General features: G+C 70.5%; 19 protein-coding genes. 9 read left to right on the top strand and 10 right to left on the bottom strand.

Annotation, left to right across the window (positions count from 1 at the left end; translation table 11 throughout):
- Positions 1-24 precede the first annotated feature (24 nt).
- The gene (locus tag BJY17_RS01380; protein ID WP_179549794.1) at positions 25-1,632 is read right to left on the bottom strand and encodes a carboxyl transferase domain-containing protein; all 1,608 of its coding nucleotides are present in this window, start codon (positions 1,630-1,632) and stop codon (positions 25-27) included.
- 104 nt (positions 1,633-1,736) lie between these two features.
- On the opposite strand from BJY17_RS01380, the gene BJY17_RS01375 reads away from it, so the two are divergent.
- On the top strand, positions 1,737-2,405 hold the full coding sequence (locus tag BJY17_RS01375) for a TetR/AcrR family transcriptional regulator (protein ID WP_179549793.1): 669 nt from the start codon (positions 1,737-1,739) through the stop codon (positions 2,403-2,405).
- Positions 2,384-2,866 (top strand): GNAT family N-acetyltransferase, encoded by a 483-nt coding sequence (locus tag BJY17_RS01370; RefSeq protein ID WP_179549792.1) that lies wholly within the window; start codon positions 2,384-2,386, stop codon positions 2,864-2,866. Before BJY17_RS01375 ends, BJY17_RS01370 begins: the two co-directional genes overlap by 22 nt.
- A gap of 9 nt (positions 2,867-2,875) precedes the next feature.
- On the opposite strand, the gene BJY17_RS01365 is transcribed toward BJY17_RS01370, so the two are convergent.
- The 6 genes from BJY17_RS01365 to pdhA form a co-directional block, all read right to left on the bottom strand.
- On the bottom strand, positions 2,876-3,250 hold the full coding sequence (locus tag BJY17_RS01365) for a hypothetical protein (RefSeq protein WP_179549791.1): 375 nt from the start codon (positions 3,248-3,250) through the stop codon (positions 2,876-2,878).
- Entirely contained in the window at positions 3,247-3,450 is a 204-nt protein-coding gene (locus BJY17_RS01360) for a hypothetical protein (protein ID WP_179549790.1), read from the bottom strand. The genes BJY17_RS01365 and BJY17_RS01360 overlap by 4 nt, the downstream gene beginning before the upstream one ends.
- A 107-nt stretch (positions 3,451-3,557) precedes the next feature.
- Positions 3,558-3,869 (bottom strand): 4a-hydroxytetrahydrobiopterin dehydratase, encoded by a 312-nt coding sequence (locus tag BJY17_RS01355; protein ID WP_179549789.1) that lies wholly within the window; start codon positions 3,867-3,869, stop codon positions 3,558-3,560.
- Positions 3,870-3,896: 27 nt separating this feature from the next.
- Positions 3,897-5,315, bottom strand: a complete 1,419-nt coding sequence (locus BJY17_RS01350; protein WP_179549788.1) for a dihydrolipoamide acetyltransferase family protein — start codon at positions 5,313-5,315, stop codon at positions 3,897-3,899.
- A 2-nt stretch (positions 5,316-5,317) separates the two neighbouring features.
- Positions 5,318-6,328: an alpha-ketoacid dehydrogenase subunit beta gene (locus BJY17_RS01345; protein ID WP_179549787.1), complete on the bottom strand. Its 1,011-nt coding sequence runs from the start codon at positions 6,326-6,328 to the stop codon at positions 5,318-5,320.
- On the bottom strand, positions 6,325-7,494 hold the full coding sequence (gene pdhA / locus BJY17_RS01340) for a pyruvate dehydrogenase (acetyl-transferring) E1 component subunit alpha (RefSeq protein ID WP_179549786.1): 1,170 nt from the start codon (positions 7,492-7,494) through the stop codon (positions 6,325-6,327). The genes BJY17_RS01345 and pdhA overlap by 4 nt, the downstream gene beginning before the upstream one ends.
- A gap of 166 nt (positions 7,495-7,660) precedes the next feature.
- On the opposite strand from pdhA, the gene BJY17_RS01335 reads away from it, so the two are divergent.
- The 4 genes from BJY17_RS01335 to BJY17_RS01320 all read left to right on the top strand — a co-directional run bounded on the left by BJY17_RS01335 (position 7,661) and on the right by BJY17_RS01320 (position 10,149).
- Complete coding sequence (locus BJY17_RS01335; RefSeq protein WP_074261157.1) at positions 7,661-8,119, top strand: Lrp/AsnC family transcriptional regulator; 459 nt, start codon at positions 7,661-7,663, stop codon at positions 8,117-8,119.
- Between the two features lie 76 nt (positions 8,120-8,195).
- Positions 8,196-9,137: an ATP-grasp domain-containing protein gene (locus tag BJY17_RS01330; protein WP_179549785.1), complete on the top strand. Its 942-nt coding sequence runs from the start codon at positions 8,196-8,198 to the stop codon at positions 9,135-9,137.
- 110 nt (positions 9,138-9,247) lie between these two features.
- Positions 9,248-9,943, top strand: coding sequence for an ArsR/SmtB family transcription factor (locus tag BJY17_RS01325; protein ID WP_179549784.1), 696 nt, complete (start codon positions 9,248-9,250; stop codon positions 9,941-9,943).
- Positions 9,940-10,149 carry a hypothetical protein gene (locus BJY17_RS01320; RefSeq protein WP_056013695.1) on the top strand — a complete coding sequence of 70 codons (210 nt, stop codon included), beginning with the start codon at positions 9,940-9,942 and terminating at the stop codon, positions 10,147-10,149. Before BJY17_RS01325 ends, BJY17_RS01320 begins: the two co-directional genes overlap by 4 nt.
- Before the next feature lie 107 nt (positions 10,150-10,256).
- Here BJY17_RS01320 and BJY17_RS01315 read toward each other — a convergent pair whose 3' ends face one another.
- Entirely contained in the window at positions 10,257-12,539 is a 2,283-nt protein-coding gene (locus BJY17_RS01315; RefSeq protein WP_179549783.1) for a polyribonucleotide nucleotidyltransferase, read from the bottom strand.
- A gap of 333 nt (positions 12,540-12,872) precedes the next feature.
- Here BJY17_RS01315 and BJY17_RS01310 point away from each other — a divergent pair, with 333 nt between their 5' ends.
- Positions 12,873-13,064 (top strand): DUF5302 domain-containing protein, encoded by a 192-nt coding sequence (locus BJY17_RS01310; protein WP_056658069.1) that lies wholly within the window; start codon positions 12,873-12,875, stop codon positions 13,062-13,064.
- A 7-nt stretch (positions 13,065-13,071) separates the two neighbouring features.
- Here BJY17_RS01310 and BJY17_RS01305 read toward each other — a convergent pair whose 3' ends face one another.
- Positions 13,072-15,108 carry a GDSL-type esterase/lipase family protein gene (locus tag BJY17_RS01305; RefSeq protein WP_179549782.1) on the bottom strand — a complete coding sequence of 679 codons (2,037 nt, stop codon included), beginning with the start codon at positions 15,106-15,108 and terminating at the stop codon, positions 13,072-13,074.
- Positions 15,109-15,306: 198 nt separating this feature from the next.
- Between BJY17_RS01305 and BJY17_RS01300 the strand changes: the two genes are divergently transcribed.
- Together BJY17_RS01300 and BJY17_RS01295 are read left to right on the top strand one after the other, a co-directional pair.
- Positions 15,307-15,513: a dodecin family protein gene (locus BJY17_RS01300; protein ID WP_056013706.1), complete on the top strand. Its 207-nt coding sequence runs from the start codon at positions 15,307-15,309 to the stop codon at positions 15,511-15,513.
- A gap of 306 nt (positions 15,514-15,819) precedes the next feature.
- Positions 15,820-17,247 (top strand): DUF5979 domain-containing protein, encoded by a 1,428-nt coding sequence (locus BJY17_RS01295; RefSeq protein WP_179549781.1) that lies wholly within the window; start codon positions 15,820-15,822, stop codon positions 17,245-17,247.
- 138 nt (positions 17,248-17,385) lie between these two features.
- On the opposite strand, the gene BJY17_RS01290 is transcribed toward BJY17_RS01295, so the two are convergent.
- Positions 17,386-17,871, bottom strand: a complete 486-nt coding sequence (locus BJY17_RS01290; protein ID WP_179549780.1) for a hypothetical protein — start codon at positions 17,869-17,871, stop codon at positions 17,386-17,388.
- Positions 17,872-18,076: the final 205 nt, after the last annotated feature.

Raw genomic sequence — 18,076 nt, 5'->3', positions numbered from 1 at the left:
CGGCGCGTCGACCGGCCGCCCGGGTCACATGCGGAACAGCCCGAACGCCGGATCGGGCAGCGGCGTGCGGCTCGCGAGCTCGAGGGCGAGGGCGAGCACGGTGCGCGTGTCCTCGGGGGCGATGATGCCGTCGTCCCAGAGTCGCGCGGTCGAGTGGTACGGGCTGCCCTGGTCGTCGTACTGGGCGCGGATCGGGTCCTTGAACGCCTGCTCCGCGGCATCCGACCAGGTCTCGCCCTTGATGGCGAGCTGATCGCGCTTGACGGTCGAGAGCACGGATGCCGCCTGCTCGCCGCCCATCACCGAGATACGGGCGTTCGGCCACATCCAGAGGAAGCGAGGCGAGTACGCCCGCCCGCACATGGAGTAGTTGCCGGCGCCGAACGACCCGCCGATGACGACCGTGAACTTCGGCACGCGGGTCGTCGCGACGGCGGTGACCATCTTCGAGCCGTGCTTGGCGATGCCGCCGGCCTCCGCATCGCGGCCGACCATGAAGCCCGAGATGTTCTGCAGGAAGAGGAGCGGGATGCCGCGCTGGTCGCAGAGCTCGATGAAATGCGCGCCCTTCATGGCCGACTCGCTGAAGAGCACGCCGTTGTTCGCGACGATGCCGACCGGGTGACCGTCGATGTGGGCGAAGCCCGTGACGAGCGTGTCGCCGTACTCGCGCTTGAACTCGGCGAACTCGCTGCCGTCGACGAGGCGCGCGATGACCTCGCGCACATCGTAGGGCTGTTGCACGTCGACCGGCACCGCAGCGGTGAGCGTCGACGGGTCGACGGCCGGCGGCCTGGGCTCGCGCACGGACCACGCCCGCGGCAACGGCTCGGGCAGCGTCGCGACCATGTCGCGCACGAGTTCGAGGGCGTGCTCGTCGTCTTCGGCGAGGTGGTCGGTGACGCCCGAGACCTTGGAGTGCAGATCGCCGCCGCCCAGCTCCTCGGGGGTGACGACCTCGCCGATCGCCGCCTTCACGAGCGGCGGGCCGCCCAGGAAGATCGTGCCCTGATTGCGCACGATCACGGTCTCGTCACTCATCGCGGGCACGTAGGCGCCGCCGGCCGTGCAGGAGCCGAGCACCGCGGCGAGCTGCGGGATGCGCATCGACGAGAGCTGCGCCTGATTGAAGAAGATGCGGCCGAAGTGCTCGCGATCGGGGAAGACCTCGTCCTGCAGCGGCAGGAATGCGCCACCCGAGTCGACGAGGTAGATGCACGGCAGCCGGTGCTCCTTCGCGACCTCCTGGGCGCGCAGGTGCTTCTTCACGGTCATCGGGTAGTAGGTGCCGCCCTTGACCGTGGCGTCGTTGCAGACGACGAGCACCGGGCGCCCGTGCACGAGCCCGACGCCCGTGATGATGCCGGCCCCCGGCGAGTCGCCGCCGTAGAGCCCCTCGGCCGCGAGCGGCGAGAGCTCGAGGAACGGGCTGCCCTCGTCGAGCAGCCGGTCGACCCGGTCGCGCGGCAACAGCTTGCCGCGCGCGACATGGCGGTCACGGGATGTCTCGGGGCCGCCCAATGCCGCCGTCGCGAGGCGTGTGCGCAGCTCGGCGACGAGCTCGGCGTGGGCATCGATGTTGGAACGCGCGGCAGCGGCGTTCGAGTCGATGCTCGTCTGCAGGATGGACATGCGTGCCACCAGTCTTCGTCGACGGCGCGCCCCCTTGTGGCCGGCGCAGGATTTCGGTTAGTGTGCACTAACTCGATTCCCGATGTTAGCGAGCATTAACCGAGATGGCAACCACACCGAGCACGGCCGAGATCGTCGGCGACGGCCTCGCCGACGCGCCGACGGCCCATGCCGCGACCGCAGCAGCCGCCACTGAGCGCAGCCGGCAGAAGGCCGATCGCCGCCAGGCGATCCTCACCGCGGCCGCGACGCTCTTCGCGCAGCGCGGGTACGCCGGTGTCACGATCGAAGACCTCGGCGCCGCCGTCGGCGTGAGCGGCCCCGCCGTCTACCGCCACTTCCCGGGCAAGGCCGCCGTGCTCGCCGCGATCCTCCAGGGCGCGAGCCGCACGCTGCTCGACGGCGCCGAGCGCGTGCTCGGCGAGGCATCCGACCCGGCGACGACGCTTCGCGAACTCATCGCGTTCCACGTCGACTTCGCCCTCGGCGACGCCGACGTGATCCTCGTGCAGGACCGGGAGCTCGAGCAGCTCGACCTCGGCGCCCGGCACGAGGTGCGACTCCTCCAGCGTCAGTACGTCGAGCACTGGGTCGACACCCTCCACAGACTCCGGCCCGATCGGGCCGAGACGGAGCTCAGGGTCCGGGCACACGCCGCCTTCGGTCTCCTGAACTCCACTCCGCACAGCGCCCGCATCCCCGGGCGCAGACCCGCCGACGGCACCATCCGCGGCATCCTGGAGGAAATGACATGGGCGAGCCTCATGTCGTGACCCTGCGCGCGACCCGCGCGGGCGATCTCGACGCTCTGTTCGGATTCGAGCAGGACCCCACCGCCGTGCGCATGGCCGCGTTCACGTCACCCGATCCGAGCGATCGCGCGATGTTCGACGCGCATTGGCGGCGACTCCTCGCCGACCCCACGGTCGACACCCGCACCGTGCGCGCCGACAGGGTGATCGTCGGCAGCGTCAGCCGGTGGTTCGAAGACGGCCGGCCCGAACTCACGTGCTGGATCGACCCGGCGCACTGGCACGAGGGCATCGCCACCCGGGCGATGCGATTGTTCCTCGACGAGGTGCACGAGCGCCCGGTGCGCGCCCGCGTGGCCGCCGACAACGCTCCGTCGATCGCGCTGCTGGAGAAGCTCGGGTTCCGGCACATCGCCACCGAGACGAGCTTCGCCAACGTGCGCGACGCCGAGATCGAGGAGCGCGTCTACGCGCTCGACTGAGGGCGCCTCTCAGTACGCGGAGGCGGCGACGCCCATTGCAACGAACATCACGACGACCGGATTGAGCAACACGCAGATCGCGATCGTCACGATGTTCGGCCACCTCGGTCGCATGACGATCAGCAGCACCAGGCCGACGACGAACGAGGGAATCTGCGCGAAAGCCAGGCCGAAGGTGATCAGGTACCCCATGAAACCGGTCGCGCCGTCGAACGAGCCGGGCACGGTGATGATCGCCGATACGGCGATCCAGATCGCCCACCCGAGGGCGAGGACGCTCAAGATGCGCTTGACGATCTCCTTGCGGCGCGGCGACACCGGGCCGGGGGCGTATGGCGCGAGCCATGCGTCAGCCGACGAAGCGCGATCGGGGCGGGCGGTCATTCGCCGCGGACGATCTTCTCGGCGCCGCCGGGCACGCACCAGGAACCAGCCCTGATGCTGACCTGCTCGGCACTGAGCACTCGCGCGACGGTCTCGTCGCGCTCCGCTTCAGAGACCATGCCCGGGCCACGTCGGATCTCGTTGCAGGTGACGCCCTCCACGCCGCGTATGGTGCACTCGCGGGACGTTGGTGCGCTCATCGGGTCTCCTCGGACATCCGGCAGGGGGGAGGGCGAGTAGGGCGGTTGCCTGCTTGCGGAGAGCCTAATCGAAGTGGAGCGTCCGTTTCGGGGCGATCGCCGAGGTGTCAGTTCCCTGGTCGGGCGCCCTGCTCGGCGGCGATCTCGCCGATGCGCCCCGCGAGGGCGACATCGCGCGAGGTCACCCCTCCGACGTCGTGCGAGGTGAGCTCGAACTCGACACGTCCCCAGCCGAGCCGCACGTCGGGGTGGTGGTTCAGCTCGTCGGCGACGACGGCGACCTCGTCGAGCAGCCGAACCGCGGTCGCGAAGTCGGCCGTGCCGAAGCCGCCCACGAGGTGGTCGTCGACGTGGATGAAGGCGGTGCCGGCGAGGTCATCGGCGGTGTCCGCCGGCGAGAGGATGGTGCGAGCGTCCATACGCACATCCTCTCGCCGTGGCGGCGTTCACGCCATGGTCAGCGCGACACCCGGCTCGCGAAGGATCGCTCCGATGTCGGCGAGGAACCTCGAACCCTGTGCACCGTCCACCAGACGGTGGTCGAACGACAGCGACAGCGTCATGACCTCGCGCAGCGCGATCTCACCGCGGTACTCCCACGGTTGGCGCCGCACGGCACCCATCGCGAGGATCGCCGCCTCCCCCGGGTTCAGGATCGGCGTGCCCGCATCGATGCCGAAGACCCCGATGTTCGTGATCGAGATCGTTCCGCCCGAGAGATCAGCGGGGCTCGTGCGCCCGGCCCGTGCCGTCTCGGCGAGCGCAGCGATCGCATCGGCGAGTTCGATCAGGGTCATCCGCTCGGCGCCCTTCACGTTCGGCACGACGAGACCGCGCTCGGTCGCAGCAGCGATGCCGAGATTGACACCGCCGAACCGCACGATCTCCTGCGCCTCCTCGTCCCAACGCGAGTTCACCTCGGGCGTGCGCCGGGCGGCGATGCACACGGCCTTCGCGACGACCGTGAGCGGCGTCACCTTGCGATCTGCGAACTCACGGTTGTCGCGCAGCCCGCGGAGCAGTTCCATCGTCGCGGTCACGTCGACCGTCAGGAACTCGGTCACGTGCGGGGCGGTGAAGGCGCTCCGCACCATCGCCGCGGCGGTGTGCTTGCGCACTCCCTTGATCGGGATCCGAGTCTCGGCGGGTGCGGCGCCGGCCGCGACCGGCGCTCCGGCGACCAGCGACGACACGTCGTCGGGCACCGGCATCGCCAGGGCGGATGCCGCGCGCTCGACGTCATCGCGGGTGATCAGGCCGCGCTCGCCGCTGCCCTCGATCGCCTCGAGGTCGAGGCCGAGGTCGCGAGCGAGCTTGCGCACGGGCGGCGTCGACCGCGGACGTTCGGTGCGCGACGGCGACGCGGACTGCGCCGGAACGGTCTCGGCGACGGTCGCCTCGGCCGGCGACTCGGGCACCGCGGGCACGAGGTCGGCGACGAGCGCCGAGCGGCGTGCGCGTCGCTTCGGGCCGGTCTCGGCCGCGGCGCCGTAGCCGACGAGGTTCGGCCCGGGTGCGGCCTCGGCCGCGGTGCCTGCGCCGGCACTCGACGAGGCCGGCGCCGCCGAGGCGGCCTGGGCGGGCGACGCCGCACCGGCGGTCGTCGCCGGGCCCGCGGCATCCGCTTCGCCGGTGTCGCAGGAGAAGAGCGGCGCGCCGACATCGATCGTCTCGCCCTCGGCCGCGTGCAGCGCCGTGATGACGCCCGCGTAGGGAGACGGCAGCTCGACCACGGCCTTCGCGGTCTCGACGTCGGCGATGATCTGGTTGAGCTCGACGCGATCGCCGACGGCGACGCGCCAGGCGACGAGCTCGGACTCGGTGAGTCCCTCGCCGAGGTCGGGCAGCGGGAAGTCGCGGATCATGCTCACGCCTCCACCCCGCTCAGCGAGTTCGGCCGACCCATCACGCGGTCGACCCCGTCGAGGATGCGGTCGAGGTCGGGCAGGTGGTGCCGCTCGAGCTTCGCCGGCGGGTACGGGATGTCATGTCCGGTGACGCGCACCGGGGCCGCCTCGAGGAACTCGAAGCACCGCTCGGTGATCGAGGCGGCGAGTTCAGCGCCGACGCCGCCCTGCTGGCCCGCCTCATGGGTGATGACGAGCCGACCGGTGCGGCGCACCGAGGCCTCGATGGTCGCGTAGTCGACGGGAGCGATCGATCGCAGGTCGATGACCTCGACCGAGACGCCGTCTTCGGCGGCCGCCGTCGCGACGTCGCGCGCCGTCTGCACGAGCGCACCGTAGGTCACGAGCGTCACGTCGGTGCCGGCGGTCACGGTCGTCGCGACGCCCATCGGCCGGGCATCGGCGAGGCTGGCCGTCTCGTCGACCTCGCCCTTCACGTGGTAGCGCCGCTTCGGCTCGAAGAACAGCACTGGGTCGTCGCTCGCGATCGCCTGGCGCACCATCATGTAGGCGTCGGCCGGGTTCGAGCAGGCGACGACGCGCAGGCCCGCCGTGTGGGCGAAGTACGCCTCGGGCGACTCCGAGTGGTGCTCGGCCGCGCCGATGCCGCCGCCGAACGGCACTCGGATCGTGATCGGCATGCGCACGTTCCCACGTGAGCGGTAGTGCAGCTTCGCGACCTGCGCGACGATCTGGTCGAACCCCGGGTAGATGAAGCCGTCGAACTGGATCTCGATGACAGGCCGGAAGCCGCGGTACGCGAGCCCGACGGCGGTGCCGACGATGCCGGCCTCCGAGAGCGGCGTGTCGACGACCCGCTTCGCCCCGAACTCGGCCTTCAGCCCGTCGGTGACGCGGAACACGCCGCCGAGCGTGCCGATGTCCTCGCCCATGAGCACGACCTTGTCGTCGTCGGCGAGCGCGCGGCGGAGTCCGGCGTTGAGGGCCTTCGCGAGGGTGAGCGTGGTCATCGTGCGCCTCCTTCGGCGGTCTCGGATGCCGCGGCATCCGTGCTGTGCTCCGTCGATGCGTCCTCGAACATCGCGAGGTAGCGCGTGTAGTGCTCGCGCTGGCGTTCGAGGTGGCTGTTGGGTTCGGCGTAGACGTGGTCGAAGACGGTCAGCGCCTCGGGGTCGGCGATCGTCGTGATGGCGGCGCGCAGCTCGGCCGCCGCACGGTCGGCGTCGGTCGCGACGTCGCGCTCGAGACCGACGACGTCGACGCCGGATGCCTCGAGCAGCGCGAGCACCCGTGCGAGCGGGTCGCGTTCGCGCCATTCGGCGAGCTCGTCGTCGGTGCGGTATCGCTTGGGGTCGTCGGCCGTCGTGTGCGGTCCCATGCGATACGTGACCGCCTCGATGAAGGTCGGGCCCTCGCCGCGGCGGGCGCGGTCGAGTGCGATGCGAGTGGCGGCGAGCACGGCGAGCACGTCGTTGCCGTCGACCCGCACGCCGGGCATGCCGAACCCGTCGGCGCGGCGCGCGAGGTGCTGCTTCGACTGCAGCCCGACGGGCTCGGAGATCGCCCACTGGTTGTTCTGGCAGAAGAAGACGACCGGGGCGTCGAAGCTCGCCGCGAAGACGAGCGCCTCGTTGACGTCGCCCTCGCTCGTGGCGCCGTCGCCGAAGAACGAGATGGCCGCGGCATCCGAGCCCTCCCAGGCCGCGCCCATGGCGTAGCCGGTGGCGTGCAGGGCCTGGGCGCCGATGATGATCTGCGGCACGGCCATGCCGTGCTCGAACGGGTTCCACCCCGAGGCCGCGGTGCCCCGCCAGACCGAGAGCAGCTCGGCCGGCTCGACGCCGCGCACCCAGGCGAGCGCGTGCTCGCGGTAGCTGGAGAAGATGAAGTCGTCGTCGCGGAGCGCGCGACCGGCGCCGATCTGCGCGGCCTCCTGGCCGGCCAGCGGCGGCCAGAGTCCGAGCTCGCCCTGACGCTGCAGGGCGGTCGCCTCGGAATCGATGCGCCGCACGATCGCCATGTCGCGGTAGAGACGGCCGAGGGCTCCGAGATCGATGTCGGCGATCCACGGATCGAACTCCGCGTTCGCGTGGCGTTCGCCCGTGGGGGTCACGAGCTGCACGAAGTCGTCGGGCCTGGTCAAGAGCCCGGTGGCGTCTCGGTCGGATGGGGTCATCGTCGATCCTCGCTGTCGGCGGACTCGCTTCGTGGGCTGCCCGCGCCCGGCGGCACTGCCGGATACCCAGAGCGTACGTCGATCTCGCACACAGCTCAACCATCCAAAGCACCGTTGAGCATGTTGCACGGTTCGATCGGGTGTTCGACTGCTATCGTGTGGCGTTATGACCGGTTACGACGCTGTCGACAAGGCGCTGCTGACGGCGCTCGCCCCCGACCCGAGGGCGACCGTGGTGGCGCTCGCCGACCGTCTCGGCCTCTCGCGCAACACCGTGCAGGCGCGCATGGCACGCCTCGAGGCATCCGGCGCCTTCCTCTCGTTCGAGCGCAGCATGGACCCGGCGCCGCTCGGCTACCCGATCGAGGCGTTCATCTCGGTGCACGTGCGCCAGAAGCTGCTCGGCGATGTCGTCGACGAGATCGGGCGCATCCCCGAGGTGATCCAGGCGCACGGGCTCTCGGGCTCGATCGACCTGCTCGTGCGGGTGGTCTGCCGCGACGCGCACGACCTCTTCCGCATCGACGGCGAGATCCTCGCGATCGACGGCGTCGAGCGCACCGAGACCTCGCTCGCGATGGGCGAGCTCATCCCCTATCGACTCGCTCCGCTGCTCGAGCGCTGAGGCACGAGCGGCACCGCCCTGCGCCGCGCAGCGCCGTCGCGCACGTCGATCGAACAGCCGGTGCCATACTGGCGCCATGACCGGCAGCGGCACGGATCCGATGTCGCGTGCGAAGCCGATGCGCATCGCCGTGCTCCGCTGCGAACGACTCCCCGGCTTCGTGACCTGGGAGATCCCCGACGTGGAGTCGCTGTTCGACGACGACCATCGGCTCCTCGACGCCTTCGCCGAGCGCGGCGTCGACGCCGAGCCCGTCGCGTGGAGCAGCGCAGAGGTCGACTGGAACGCGTATGACGCCGTCGTGATCCGGAGCACGTGGGACTACGTCGATCGACTGCCGCGTTTCCTCGAGGTGATCGCGGCCATCGAGCGATCGAGTGCCGCACTCCTCAATTCCGGTGCGGCCGTGCGCTGGAATGCCGACAAGCACTATCTCGACGACCTCGATCACCTCGGCGTGCCCATCGTGCCGCTCGTGCGCGGAACGCCGGCAGGCGCATCGCGGCTCCACGCAGCGGTCGCCGAGGCCGGCTGGCACGAGCTCGTGCTGAAACCCGCGGTCGGCGTGGGCGGATCGGGCGTCGTGCGCGCCGACGCCGCAACCCTGCAGCAGGCACTCGACGCCATCCCACCCGAGACCGAGGTCATGGTGCAGCCGTTCGCACCGGCGATCCTCGACGAGGGGGAACTCTCGTTCGTCTTCCTCGGCGGCGAGTCGAGCCACGTGCTGCGAAAGCGTCCGGCCACCGGCGACTTCCGGGCGCACGGCATCTACGGCGGCACCGTGGAGCGAGCCACCGCCGAGCGGTCGGACCTCGCGGAGGTGCAGTCGATGCTCGCGCGCCTCCCGTTCGACCTGCTCTACGCCCGCGTCGACGTCGTGCGCGTCGACGGGCGGCTCGCCGCGCTCGAGTTGGAGCTCATCGAACCGATGCTGTACCTCGGCCTCGCCCCGGGCAGCGCCGGGCGAATCGCCGACGCGACCCTCGCCCGACTCGCTCGGCCGGCACCCGGCTGAGCCCGCTTCGATCCCGCACCGGCGAGCGGTTCCGGCGGCCGAAAGAGTTGCAGAGAACTCGTTGCAAACAAATCCTTGCAAAGCTTTCTTTGCAGCGGTATCTTTGCAACATGGCAACCACGAACCCCGACGACCTCACGGCCCAGCCGAGCAGCAGCCGCCACCCCGGCATCGATCACGTGCTGCCGTCGGCGAGCCTCAAGTCGCTCGCGCACCCGCTGCGCGTTCGCATCTACGACGAGCTCTCGGCGTACGGCCCGCTCACCGCGAGCGGGCTCGGCGAACGACTCGGCGAATCGAGCGGCTCGACGAGCTACCACCTGCGGCAGCTCGAAGGCGCCGGGCTCGTGCGCGAAGACACCACGCGAGGCAAAGGCCGCGAGCGCTGGTGGGAGCGCACGCCGGGGTCGATCGCGATTCCCGATGCCCGTTCGCTGCCGCCGGGCAGCGCCGACCGTCTCGCGGTCAAGCTCGTCGAAGACGAGTGGTTCCGCAAGCGCGAACAGAACTTCCGCGAGTTCCTCAGCGAGGGCGAGCACGTGTTCGACGACGCGTGGCTCGACGTCGCGACGAGCGACACCATCAACCTGCGCCTGACGCCCGAGCAGCTGAGCGGCCTCGTCGCCGACATCGACGCGGCGATCGCGAAGTACGTCACGGCCTACAAGCGCACACCGTCGACCGGCTCCCGGCCCGTGCAGCTGCATGTCAACGCCTTCCCGCTCGTGCGCGGGGAGCCGACCGGCGACACCTCGAAGAACGACACCTCTCCGAACAACGACACGTCACCGAAGGAGGAACGATGACCACCCTGCTCTCACCCGATTCCGGACTCCTCTCCGGCTGGGCGGTGCGCAGCGGTCTCAGCCTTGCGAGCTGGGGGCTGCAGCGCGCGGCGCGACGCAACGATCGCGACCGGCTGCAACGCCGCATCGATGCACGGGCCACCGCAGAAGCAGCGCTCGCCGAGCGCGACGCGCTCCACCGCAGCGCCGGCTTCCTGCCCATGTGAGTCGAGTCTCGTCCGATGCGTCGCCACCGCAGAAGACAACGCGGCCGCAGACGACGGATGCCCCGCCCGAACGAATCGGGCGGGGCATCCGCTGTGTCGACTGCGACTTACGCGTCGGCGCCCTCTGCGGGCTCCTCGGCGTGCGTGCCGGCGGTCTCGCGCCCCTCGGTGTCGGCCTCTTCAGCCAGCACCGGGGCGAGCGACAGCTTGCCGCGGTCGTCGATCTTCGTGATCTCGACGAGGATCTTCTGGCCGACGCCGAGCACGTCTTCGACGTTCTCGACGCGCTTGCCACCGGCGAGCTTGCGCACCTCGCTGATGTGCAGCAGGCCGTCCTTGCCCGGGAGCAGCGAGACGAACGCGCCGAACGCCGCGATCTTGACGACGGTTCCGAGGAACTGCTCGCCGACCTCGGGGTTCGTCGGGTTCGCGATCGCGTTGACCTGGGCGCGGGCGGCCTCGGCCGAGGGGCCGTCGGTCGCGCCGATGTAGACGGTGCCGTCCTCCTCGATGGAGATGTCGGCGCCGGTCTCGTCCTGGATCGCGTTGATCGTCTTGCCCTTCGGGCCGATCAGCTCGCCGATCTTGTCGACGGGGATCTGCACCGAGATCACGCGGGGCGCGGTCGGGGCCATCTCGTCGGGGCCGTCGATGGCGGCGTTCAGCACGGCGAGGATCGTCGTGCGGGCGTCCTTCGCCTGCGTCAGCGCGCCGGCGAGCACCGAGGCGGGGATGCCGTCGAGCTTCGTGTCGAGCTGGATCGCCGTGACGAACTCCGACGTGCCGGCGACCTTGAAGTCCATGTCGCCGAGGGCGTCTTCGGCACCGAGGATGTCGGTGAGCGCCGCGTAGCGGGTCTCACCGTTCACGGTGTCGGAGATGAGGCCCATCGCGATGCCGGCGACGGGTGCGCGCAGCGGCACGCCCGCGTTCAGGAGCGCGAGGGTCGAGGCGCAGACCGAGCCCATCGACGTCGAACCGTTGGAGCCGAGCGCCTCGGACACCTGGCGGATCGCGTAGGGGAACTCCTCGCGCGTGGGCAGCACGGGCACGAGTGCGCGCTCGGCGAGTGCGCCGTGCCCGATCTCGCGACGCTTCGGCGACCCGACGCGACCGGTCTCACCGGTCGAGTAGGGCGGGAAGTTGTAGTTGTGCATGTAGCGCTTCTTGGTGACCGGGCTCAGCGAGTCGATCGACTGCTCGAGCTTCAGCATGTTCAGCGTCGTGACGCCGAGGATCTGGGTCTCACCACGCTGGAAGATGGCCGAGCCGTGAACGCGGGGAACGACCTGCACCTCTGCGTCGAGCGGGCGGATGTCGGCGAGCCCGCGGCCGTCGATGCGCACACCCTCTTCGAGGACGCGCGTGCGCATGACGTGCTTCGTGACCGACTTGTAGGCCGCGGAGACCTCGGCGTTGGCCGAATCGGGCAGTTCGCCCGCTTCGACCTTGGCCGCGACGTGTTCCTTGACGCGCGACTTGAGCGCGTCGTCGGCGTCCTGGCGCTCGACCTTGCCGGCGATCTTGTAGACGTCCTTGAGTTCGGCGCTCGCGAACGCTTCCACCGCTGCCTTGACCTCGGCCTGGTACGGCGGGAACGTCGGGTAGTCGGCGGTCGGCTTCGCGGCGGTCTTCGCGACCGACTGCTGCGCCTCGACGAGCTGCTTGATGAAGGGCTTCGAGGCCTCGATGCCCTGCGCGATGACGGCCTCGTCGGGCTTGACCCCGCCGGCCTGGATGAGGTTCCACGCGTTGTCGGTCGCCTCGGCCTCGATCATCATGATCGCGACGTCCTGCGAGCCGTCGGCCTCGGTGATCACGCGACCGGCGACGACCATGCTGAACACGGCCTCCTCGATCTGCGAGTACTTCGGGAACGCGACCCACTGGCCGTCGATGAGGGCGACGCGGACGCCGCCGACCGGGCCCGAGAACGGGAGGCCGGAGAGCTGCGTCGAGAGCGACGCGGCGTTGATGGCGAGCACGTCGTAGAACTCGTCGGGCTCGATCGCGAGCACGGTGACGACGACCTGCACCTCGTTGCGGAGGCCCTCGACGAACGAGGGGCGCAGGGGGCGGTCGATCAGACGGCAGGTGAGGATCGCCTCGGTCGAGGGGCGGCCCTCGCGGCGGAAGAACGAGCCCGGGATGCGGCCCGCTGCGTACATGCGCTCTTCGACGTCGATCGTGAGCGGGAAGAAGTCGAAGTGCTCCTTCGGCTGCTTGGAGACCGAGGTCGCCGAGAGCAGCATGGTCTCTTCGTCGATGTAGGCCGCAGCGGAACCCTGCGCCTGCTGCGCGAGTCGTCCGGTCTCGAAGCGGATGGTACGGGTGCCGAACTTGCCATTGTCGATGACGGCTTCGGCGAACGTGATTTCAGGACCTTCCAAGAGGTCGTCTCCTTTGTTTACCGTCGCACCCCGTGTGGGCGCGACTCATCCAGAGGAGCAGGAACAGGCAATACGAATCGCGTCGGTCGACGCGTTCACGCTGGCCACCAGTAGAAGTCCACCAAACCCTCGATTTGGTAATCCACCACAGGGGACCAGCTTCCTGCCGGCCTGCTCCAACCGATCGCCCGCGCGAAAAGCACGGGCAACCTCCCCCAATGCTAGCAGAGGGTCCGTTTTCGGCCGGTGAACAGCGGATGTCGCGTGGCGCGAGCCCGCTCGACGCCGCCCCGGCGTGCGCGAGCACGAGGCATCCGTGCCAGACTCGAACGCATGAGTTCCGACGAGCAGACCAACCAGGGCCCGTCCGACGAGGCGAAGCGCAAGTTCCGCGAAGCCCTCGATCGCAAGAACAACGCGGCGAAGAAGCGCTCGGGCGAAGCCCACCTCGACGGCGGCGGCGCGGCACAGCACACGCAGGGTCCGGCCGACCACAAGCGCGAGTTCCGCCGCAAGAGCGGTTGATCCGGCGTCACTCCCCCGGCACGACCCGCTGAGCCGTCGCAACCGGCGGCTTCCGTGAGGTTCGATCCGTCGCGGGCACGATGACGGGCAGCATTCGCCCGCGCTTCGGCACCCGGCCATCGCCTGCCGCACGACCGGCGAGCCGGCGCCGCACCCACGGCACCGCGTGCCGGAGGAGCCATTCGGCGTCGCCGACCGCGGTGCGGGCGAGCTCCTCCTGATCGTGCACGGCGCGCTCGAGTTCGCCGAGCACGTTCGCATCCCGCACACCGAGCACGCGCGCCGCGGCGTACGCGATGCCGCGGTGCCCGGCGGCGTTCAGGTGCACGCGGTCCTCCGCCCATCGATCGTCGTCGACGAGCTCGGGGTGGGCGTCGACGTCGAGGAGCATCGACCCCGTGGCCCCGGCGAGTTCGCGCAGCCGGGCGTTGTAGGCCCGGAAGCGGCGCGCGTAGAACCGGGTCACCGGCCGGCGCGGCAGGAACGGCGTCACGAGCAGCACGTCGCACCCGGTCGAACGCAACCGCGAGACGGCAGCGCCGAGGTCGCGGGCGAGCGCCTCGGGATCGGCTCGCCGGCCCACGAGGTCGTTGGCCCCGATGAGTACCGAGACGAGGTCGGCGCCGAGCTCGGCGGCCTGCGGCAGTTGCACGTCGACGGCGTCGCGCACCTTGCGACTGCGCACGGCGAGGTTCGCGTAGGCGACGGGTTCGTTCGCCGAGCCCGTGACGGCGAGGAGCATCGCGAGCCGGTCGGCCCAGCCGCGGTACTCCCCCGCGGGAACGCGCGAGGTGTCGCAGAGCCCCTCGGTCAGCGAGTCCCCGACGGCGACGTACCGGCTCCAGCCGCGTGTCGCGGCGGCGGGCGGTGCGGATGCCGCGGGGCCCGTGGCTCGAACGACCGGCGGCGGCGGCGCGGCATCCGTCGCCGTGGCCTCCGCCCGCCCCATCGCCGACTCGTAGTGGCCGATGAGCTCGTCGCCGAGCCGGTCCCACCCGCGGCCGGAGACGGAGGCGAGTGCGCGTTCGCCGAACGCCCGGCGCTTCGCGTCGTCACCCGTGAGGTCGCGCACGCGATCGCGGAGCTCGGCGAGGTCGCCCGGACGGTAGAGCCATCCGTTCGCGCTGTTCTGCACGAGGTCGACCGGACCGCCGCGCCCGGTGGCCACGACCGGCACGCCGCTCGCCATCGCCTCCTGCGCGGTCTGGCAGAACGTCTCGCTCTCGCCGGGGTGCACGAAGACGTCGAGACTCGCCATCGCCCTCGCGAGTTCGTCGCCGCCGAGGAACCCGGTGAAGCGGGCCTCGGGCAGCATCCGTTCGAGCTGCGGCCTCGACGGCCCCTCGCCGATGACGACGAGCCGCACGCCCGGCAGCGTCGCGATCGCACGGAGGTCCTCGACCTGCTTCTCGGGGGCGAGGCGCCCGACGTAGCCGACGAGCACATCGCCGTTCGGCGCCATCTCACGGCGCCAGGCGTCATCGCGCCGGCCGGGCGAGAACCGATCGGTGTCCACGCCGCGCCGCCAGAGCCGGAGCCGGTCGACGCCGAGCGACTCGAGCCGCTCGACCGCTGACGACGAGGGTGCGAGCGTCAGCGTGGCGCGCCGGTGCAGGCGCCCGAGGTGACGGGTGAGTGCCGGCGCCGCTCCCGGGACGCCGTAGCGCTCCGCATACGACGGGATGTCGGTCTGGTAGACCGCGACGCTCGGGATGCCGAGCGACTCGGCGGCCAGCACGCCGCGCCAGCCGAGCACGAACGGCGAGGCGAGATGCACGACGTCGGCGCCGTGTGCTTGCATCACCCCGGCGAGACGATGCGCGCCCGCGAGGGTGACGCGCACATCGGGATAGCTCGGGAGCGGCACCGACGGCAGCAGCACGGCCCGGGCGCCGTAGAGGGTGTGGTCGATCGGCCCCGAGCGCGGGGCGATCACGAGGGCCTCATGCCCCCGGCGCTCGAGGTGACGCAGCGCCTGAAGGAGCGAGTGCGTCACGCCGTTCATATGCGGGAGGAACGATTCTGCGAGGAGGACGACCTTCACGACTCCAGCGTGAGGGCTGCTCGGGCGGCGAACGGACGGACTCGCCCCCGGGAACCGAGGATTCATCGTCTGGTCGACTGCCGTTCGCCGCCACGTCGATGGGGCGGAGGTTCGGCGGCTCCGCAAGCCCCTCGCTTTCCGCACGGCGGAGGCGCAAGATGAGTCCGTACGCACGCACATCATTCGAGGGGGAATGCAATGACTTCCGTCGCACGTGTCACCACCATCACCGTTCGTTCGGAGACCGGCTTCGACGACGCGGTCGCCGCCGGAGTCGCCCGGGCGTCGGAGACCCTGCGCAACGTCACCGGTGCGTGGGTCAAGGAGCAGAAGGTCGACGTCACCGACGGCGCCGTCACGTCGTGGTCGGTCACGCTCGAGGTGACCTTCGTGCTCGACGACTGACGCGCGGTCTTCGGCACCCACCTGCCGCGCGGCGTGAACGCCCGTGCGGAGTTCGGCGCGCCGGAACGGTCGCCCCGTCGGTCGGCGAGCTGCCGAACCTGAGAAACCCATGAGCATCGCCGGACCGGCGTCATCGAACACGACCCCGGCCGTCTCTTCGGGTGGAGGGCTGCACCCACGGCTCCTCCGCTTTCCACCCGAAGGAGCTGATCCGCCGTGCACCCGAATGCGCACACCTCCACCCGACGTCCTCGAGGATTCCGCACGATCGCGGCGTCGCTGGCAGCGTCACTCGCCTCGTTGGCGATGGTCTTCGCCGCGCCGGCCGCAGCGAACGCGAGCGAGCTCGACGCCATCACGAGCGTCACGATCAACGCCGACGCCCCGAGCGGCCCGATCGGCGTCGGGCAGCGCTACGCCGTGGATGCCACGTGGGCTGCACCGGCGGGCGCCGTCGAGGGCGACACGTTCCGGCTCGACTTCCCGAGCCCCGTGCGGGCCCACTCGGCCACGTTCGTGCTCCGCGATGCCTCCGGCGCGACGGTCGGCGACTGCGCCGTCACCGAGTCGAGCATCCTGTGCACCCTCGGCGACTACGTCGAGACGCACCACGACGTGCGCGGCACGCTGCACTTCTACGCCCAGTCCACGGCGGCGACCGACGACGACTCGTACGTCTTCACCACCGGCAACGGCATCGAGATCCGGGTCCCGATCCCTGGCGGAGGGATCGTCGAGGGCGGCGAACCCGGCACCGCGCCGACCTCGCCGCAGAAGTGGGGCTGGCTGAACGACGACGGCACCTCGATCACGTGGCAGGTCGTCGTCCCGTCGGACGTGCTCGCAGGCGGCTCCCCCGTCGTGCTCGAGGACGTCTACGACGCCCGCATGGGCTTCGACCCCTCGAGCCTCACCGCAGGGTGGGTTCCCGCATCGAAGTGGGCCTCGTGGGAGTACCACGAGGTCGTCGCCGGCACCGGCCCCGAGACCTACACGCTCGTCGACTCCCCCGGCACACACTCCTTCGAGTTCACGTTCAACGAGCCCGTGGCCTCGGAGGATCGCGTGTACACGCTGCAGTACCGCACGACGCTGCCCGCGGATGCGCGCGACGGGGATCTCTTCGGCAACACCGTCACGGCCTCCGGCGAGGCGTTCACCACCTGGCCGGTCGAGTTCGTCACGGCAGGCGGCGAGGGCGGCGGCACCGGCAATGTCGGCGGATTCACCGTGACCAAGACGCTCTCGGGCGACGGAGCGTCCTCGGTGCCCGACGACACCGTCTACACGGTGACGTACTCGTACCTGCGAGACGGCGCACCCGTCACCGGTTCACTCGCCCTCTCGCCCGGCACGCCGCTCGGGGTCGGCGGGCTGCCGACCGGCACCGTCGTGACCCTGAGCGAGGCGGCTCCCGAGGCGATCAGCGGAGCGGACTACGGGACGCCTCGGTTCTCGGGCGACGGCGTCATGACGGATGCGAGTACAGCGACCCTCGTGATCGGCGACCGCTCGACCGTCGCCGTGACCCTCGACAATCCGGTCCTCCTCACGCCGCCGACACCGTCGACACCGCCGACGCCGCCGGCCGCGACGCCCGCACCCCCGGCGCCTGACACCTCGTTGGCCTCCACGGGAGTCGAACCGGGTCGGCCGATCGCCGGGGCGATCCTCATGGTGCTCCTCGGCGGGGCAGCACTCATCGTGGCCCGCCGCCGAGCGCACTCCGGGTGAGGCAGTTCGCACCCATGGCGGATCCTCCCCGGCGGTGCGAACAACCGTCTCCGGGACGGCGCAGTCCGTACGCGACAAGAAGCGGGAAGGGCGAGCCTTCCCGCTTCTCGTCGTTCGATCGAGAAGGTGAACGCACCGCTAGAAGGTGAACGTACCGGCGATCGCGAGGAAGGCCCCGCTGTCCTCATCGGAGACCGAGACGTTCGACCACATTCCCGAGACGAGGGTCGACGTCTGTCCGCCCGGGCATGAGAGCACCTCGGCTGCCGCCGGCGCGCTGAGCGTGAGCGACCCCGTGACGTTCCCGTTCTTGCCAGCGGTGAACTCTCCGCTCTCGGAGACCTCGGAGCTGATCGTCGTCTTCTTCGGGTCCGAAGGCACGTGGCCTCCGTTGTTGACGCACGAATAGGTCGCGTCGAGCTGCGCGGTGGCCGTGATGGTCTCCGTGGCGCCGGACGGGAGGCCCGCTTCCTTGAAGTGGACGACCAACGAGGTCCCCGAGAGTGAGGCGCCCGTGGCGTTCTTGATGAAATGCGGACTGCCTGCGGCCGATGCCGCTCCGGCACCGACGAGTACGAGTGCCGCCGTTGTTGCGAGCACGGCGAGTGTTCGGCGAATGGTCATGATCTGCTTCCCTCCGGGTGGGTGTGCGCGGTCGGACTGCGCAGACACCGGCCTTCACACGGGTCGCCCCCCGATCGGTCCGCGTGGACGATGTCGCACGTGACCACGTCCTGCCCATGACGGTACGCTCCTCGCTCCGCGACCGACATCCCCAAAATGAGGTATGTTCACTTTTTTTCGCCACGTGGGACGGCACTGACGACAT

It is taken from the genome of Agromyces hippuratus (assembly GCF_013410355.1).
Lineage (GTDB): Bacteria > Actinomycetota > Actinomycetes > Actinomycetales > Microbacteriaceae > Agromyces > Agromyces hippuratus.
This window is presented reverse-complemented; position numbering and strand designations above follow the sequence as displayed.

Coding starts and splice junctions, on each gene's coding strand:
- BJY17_RS01380 (WP_179549794.1), bottom strand. CDS start 1,632: ATGTCCATCCTGCAGACGAGCATCGACTCGAACGCCGCTGCCGCGCGT.
- BJY17_RS01375 (WP_179549793.1), top strand. CDS start 1,737: ATGGCAACCACACCGAGCACGGCCGAGATCGTCGGCGACGGCCTCGCC.
- BJY17_RS01370 (WP_179549792.1), top strand. CDS start 2,384: ATGGGCGAGCCTCATGTCGTGACCCTGCGCGCGACCCGCGCGGGCGAT.
- BJY17_RS01365 (WP_179549791.1), bottom strand. CDS start 3,250: ATGACCGCCCGCCCCGATCGCGCTTCGTCGGCTGACGCATGGCTCGCG.
- BJY17_RS01360 (WP_179549790.1), bottom strand. CDS start 3,450: ATGAGCGCACCAACGTCCCGCGAGTGCACCATACGCGGCGTGGAGGGC.
- BJY17_RS01355 (WP_179549789.1), bottom strand. CDS start 3,869: ATGGACGCTCGCACCATCCTCTCGCCGGCGGACACCGCCGATGACCTC.
- BJY17_RS01350 (WP_179549788.1), bottom strand. CDS start 5,315: ATGATCCGCGACTTCCCGCTGCCCGACCTCGGCGAGGGACTCACCGAG.
- BJY17_RS01345 (WP_179549787.1), bottom strand. CDS start 6,328: ATGACCACGCTCACCCTCGCGAAGGCCCTCAACGCCGGACTCCGCCGC.
- pdhA (WP_179549786.1), bottom strand. CDS start 7,494: ATGACCCCATCCGACCGAGACGCCACCGGGCTCTTGACCAGGCCCGAC.
- BJY17_RS01335 (WP_074261157.1), top strand. CDS start 7,661: ATGACCGGTTACGACGCTGTCGACAAGGCGCTGCTGACGGCGCTCGCC.
- BJY17_RS01330 (WP_179549785.1), top strand. CDS start 8,196: ATGACCGGCAGCGGCACGGATCCGATGTCGCGTGCGAAGCCGATGCGC.
- BJY17_RS01325 (WP_179549784.1), top strand. CDS start 9,248: ATGGCAACCACGAACCCCGACGACCTCACGGCCCAGCCGAGCAGCAGC.
- BJY17_RS01320 (WP_056013695.1), top strand. CDS start 9,940: ATGACCACCCTGCTCTCACCCGATTCCGGACTCCTCTCCGGCTGGGCG.
- BJY17_RS01310 (WP_056658069.1), top strand. CDS start 12,873: ATGAGTTCCGACGAGCAGACCAACCAGGGCCCGTCCGACGAGGCGAAG.
- BJY17_RS01300 (WP_056013706.1), top strand. CDS start 15,307: ATGACTTCCGTCGCACGTGTCACCACCATCACCGTTCGTTCGGAGACC.
- BJY17_RS01295 (WP_179549781.1), top strand. CDS start 15,820: ATGGTCTTCGCCGCGCCGGCCGCAGCGAACGCGAGCGAGCTCGACGCC.
- BJY17_RS01290 (WP_179549780.1), bottom strand. CDS start 17,871: ATGACCATTCGCCGAACACTCGCCGTGCTCGCAACAACGGCGGCACTC.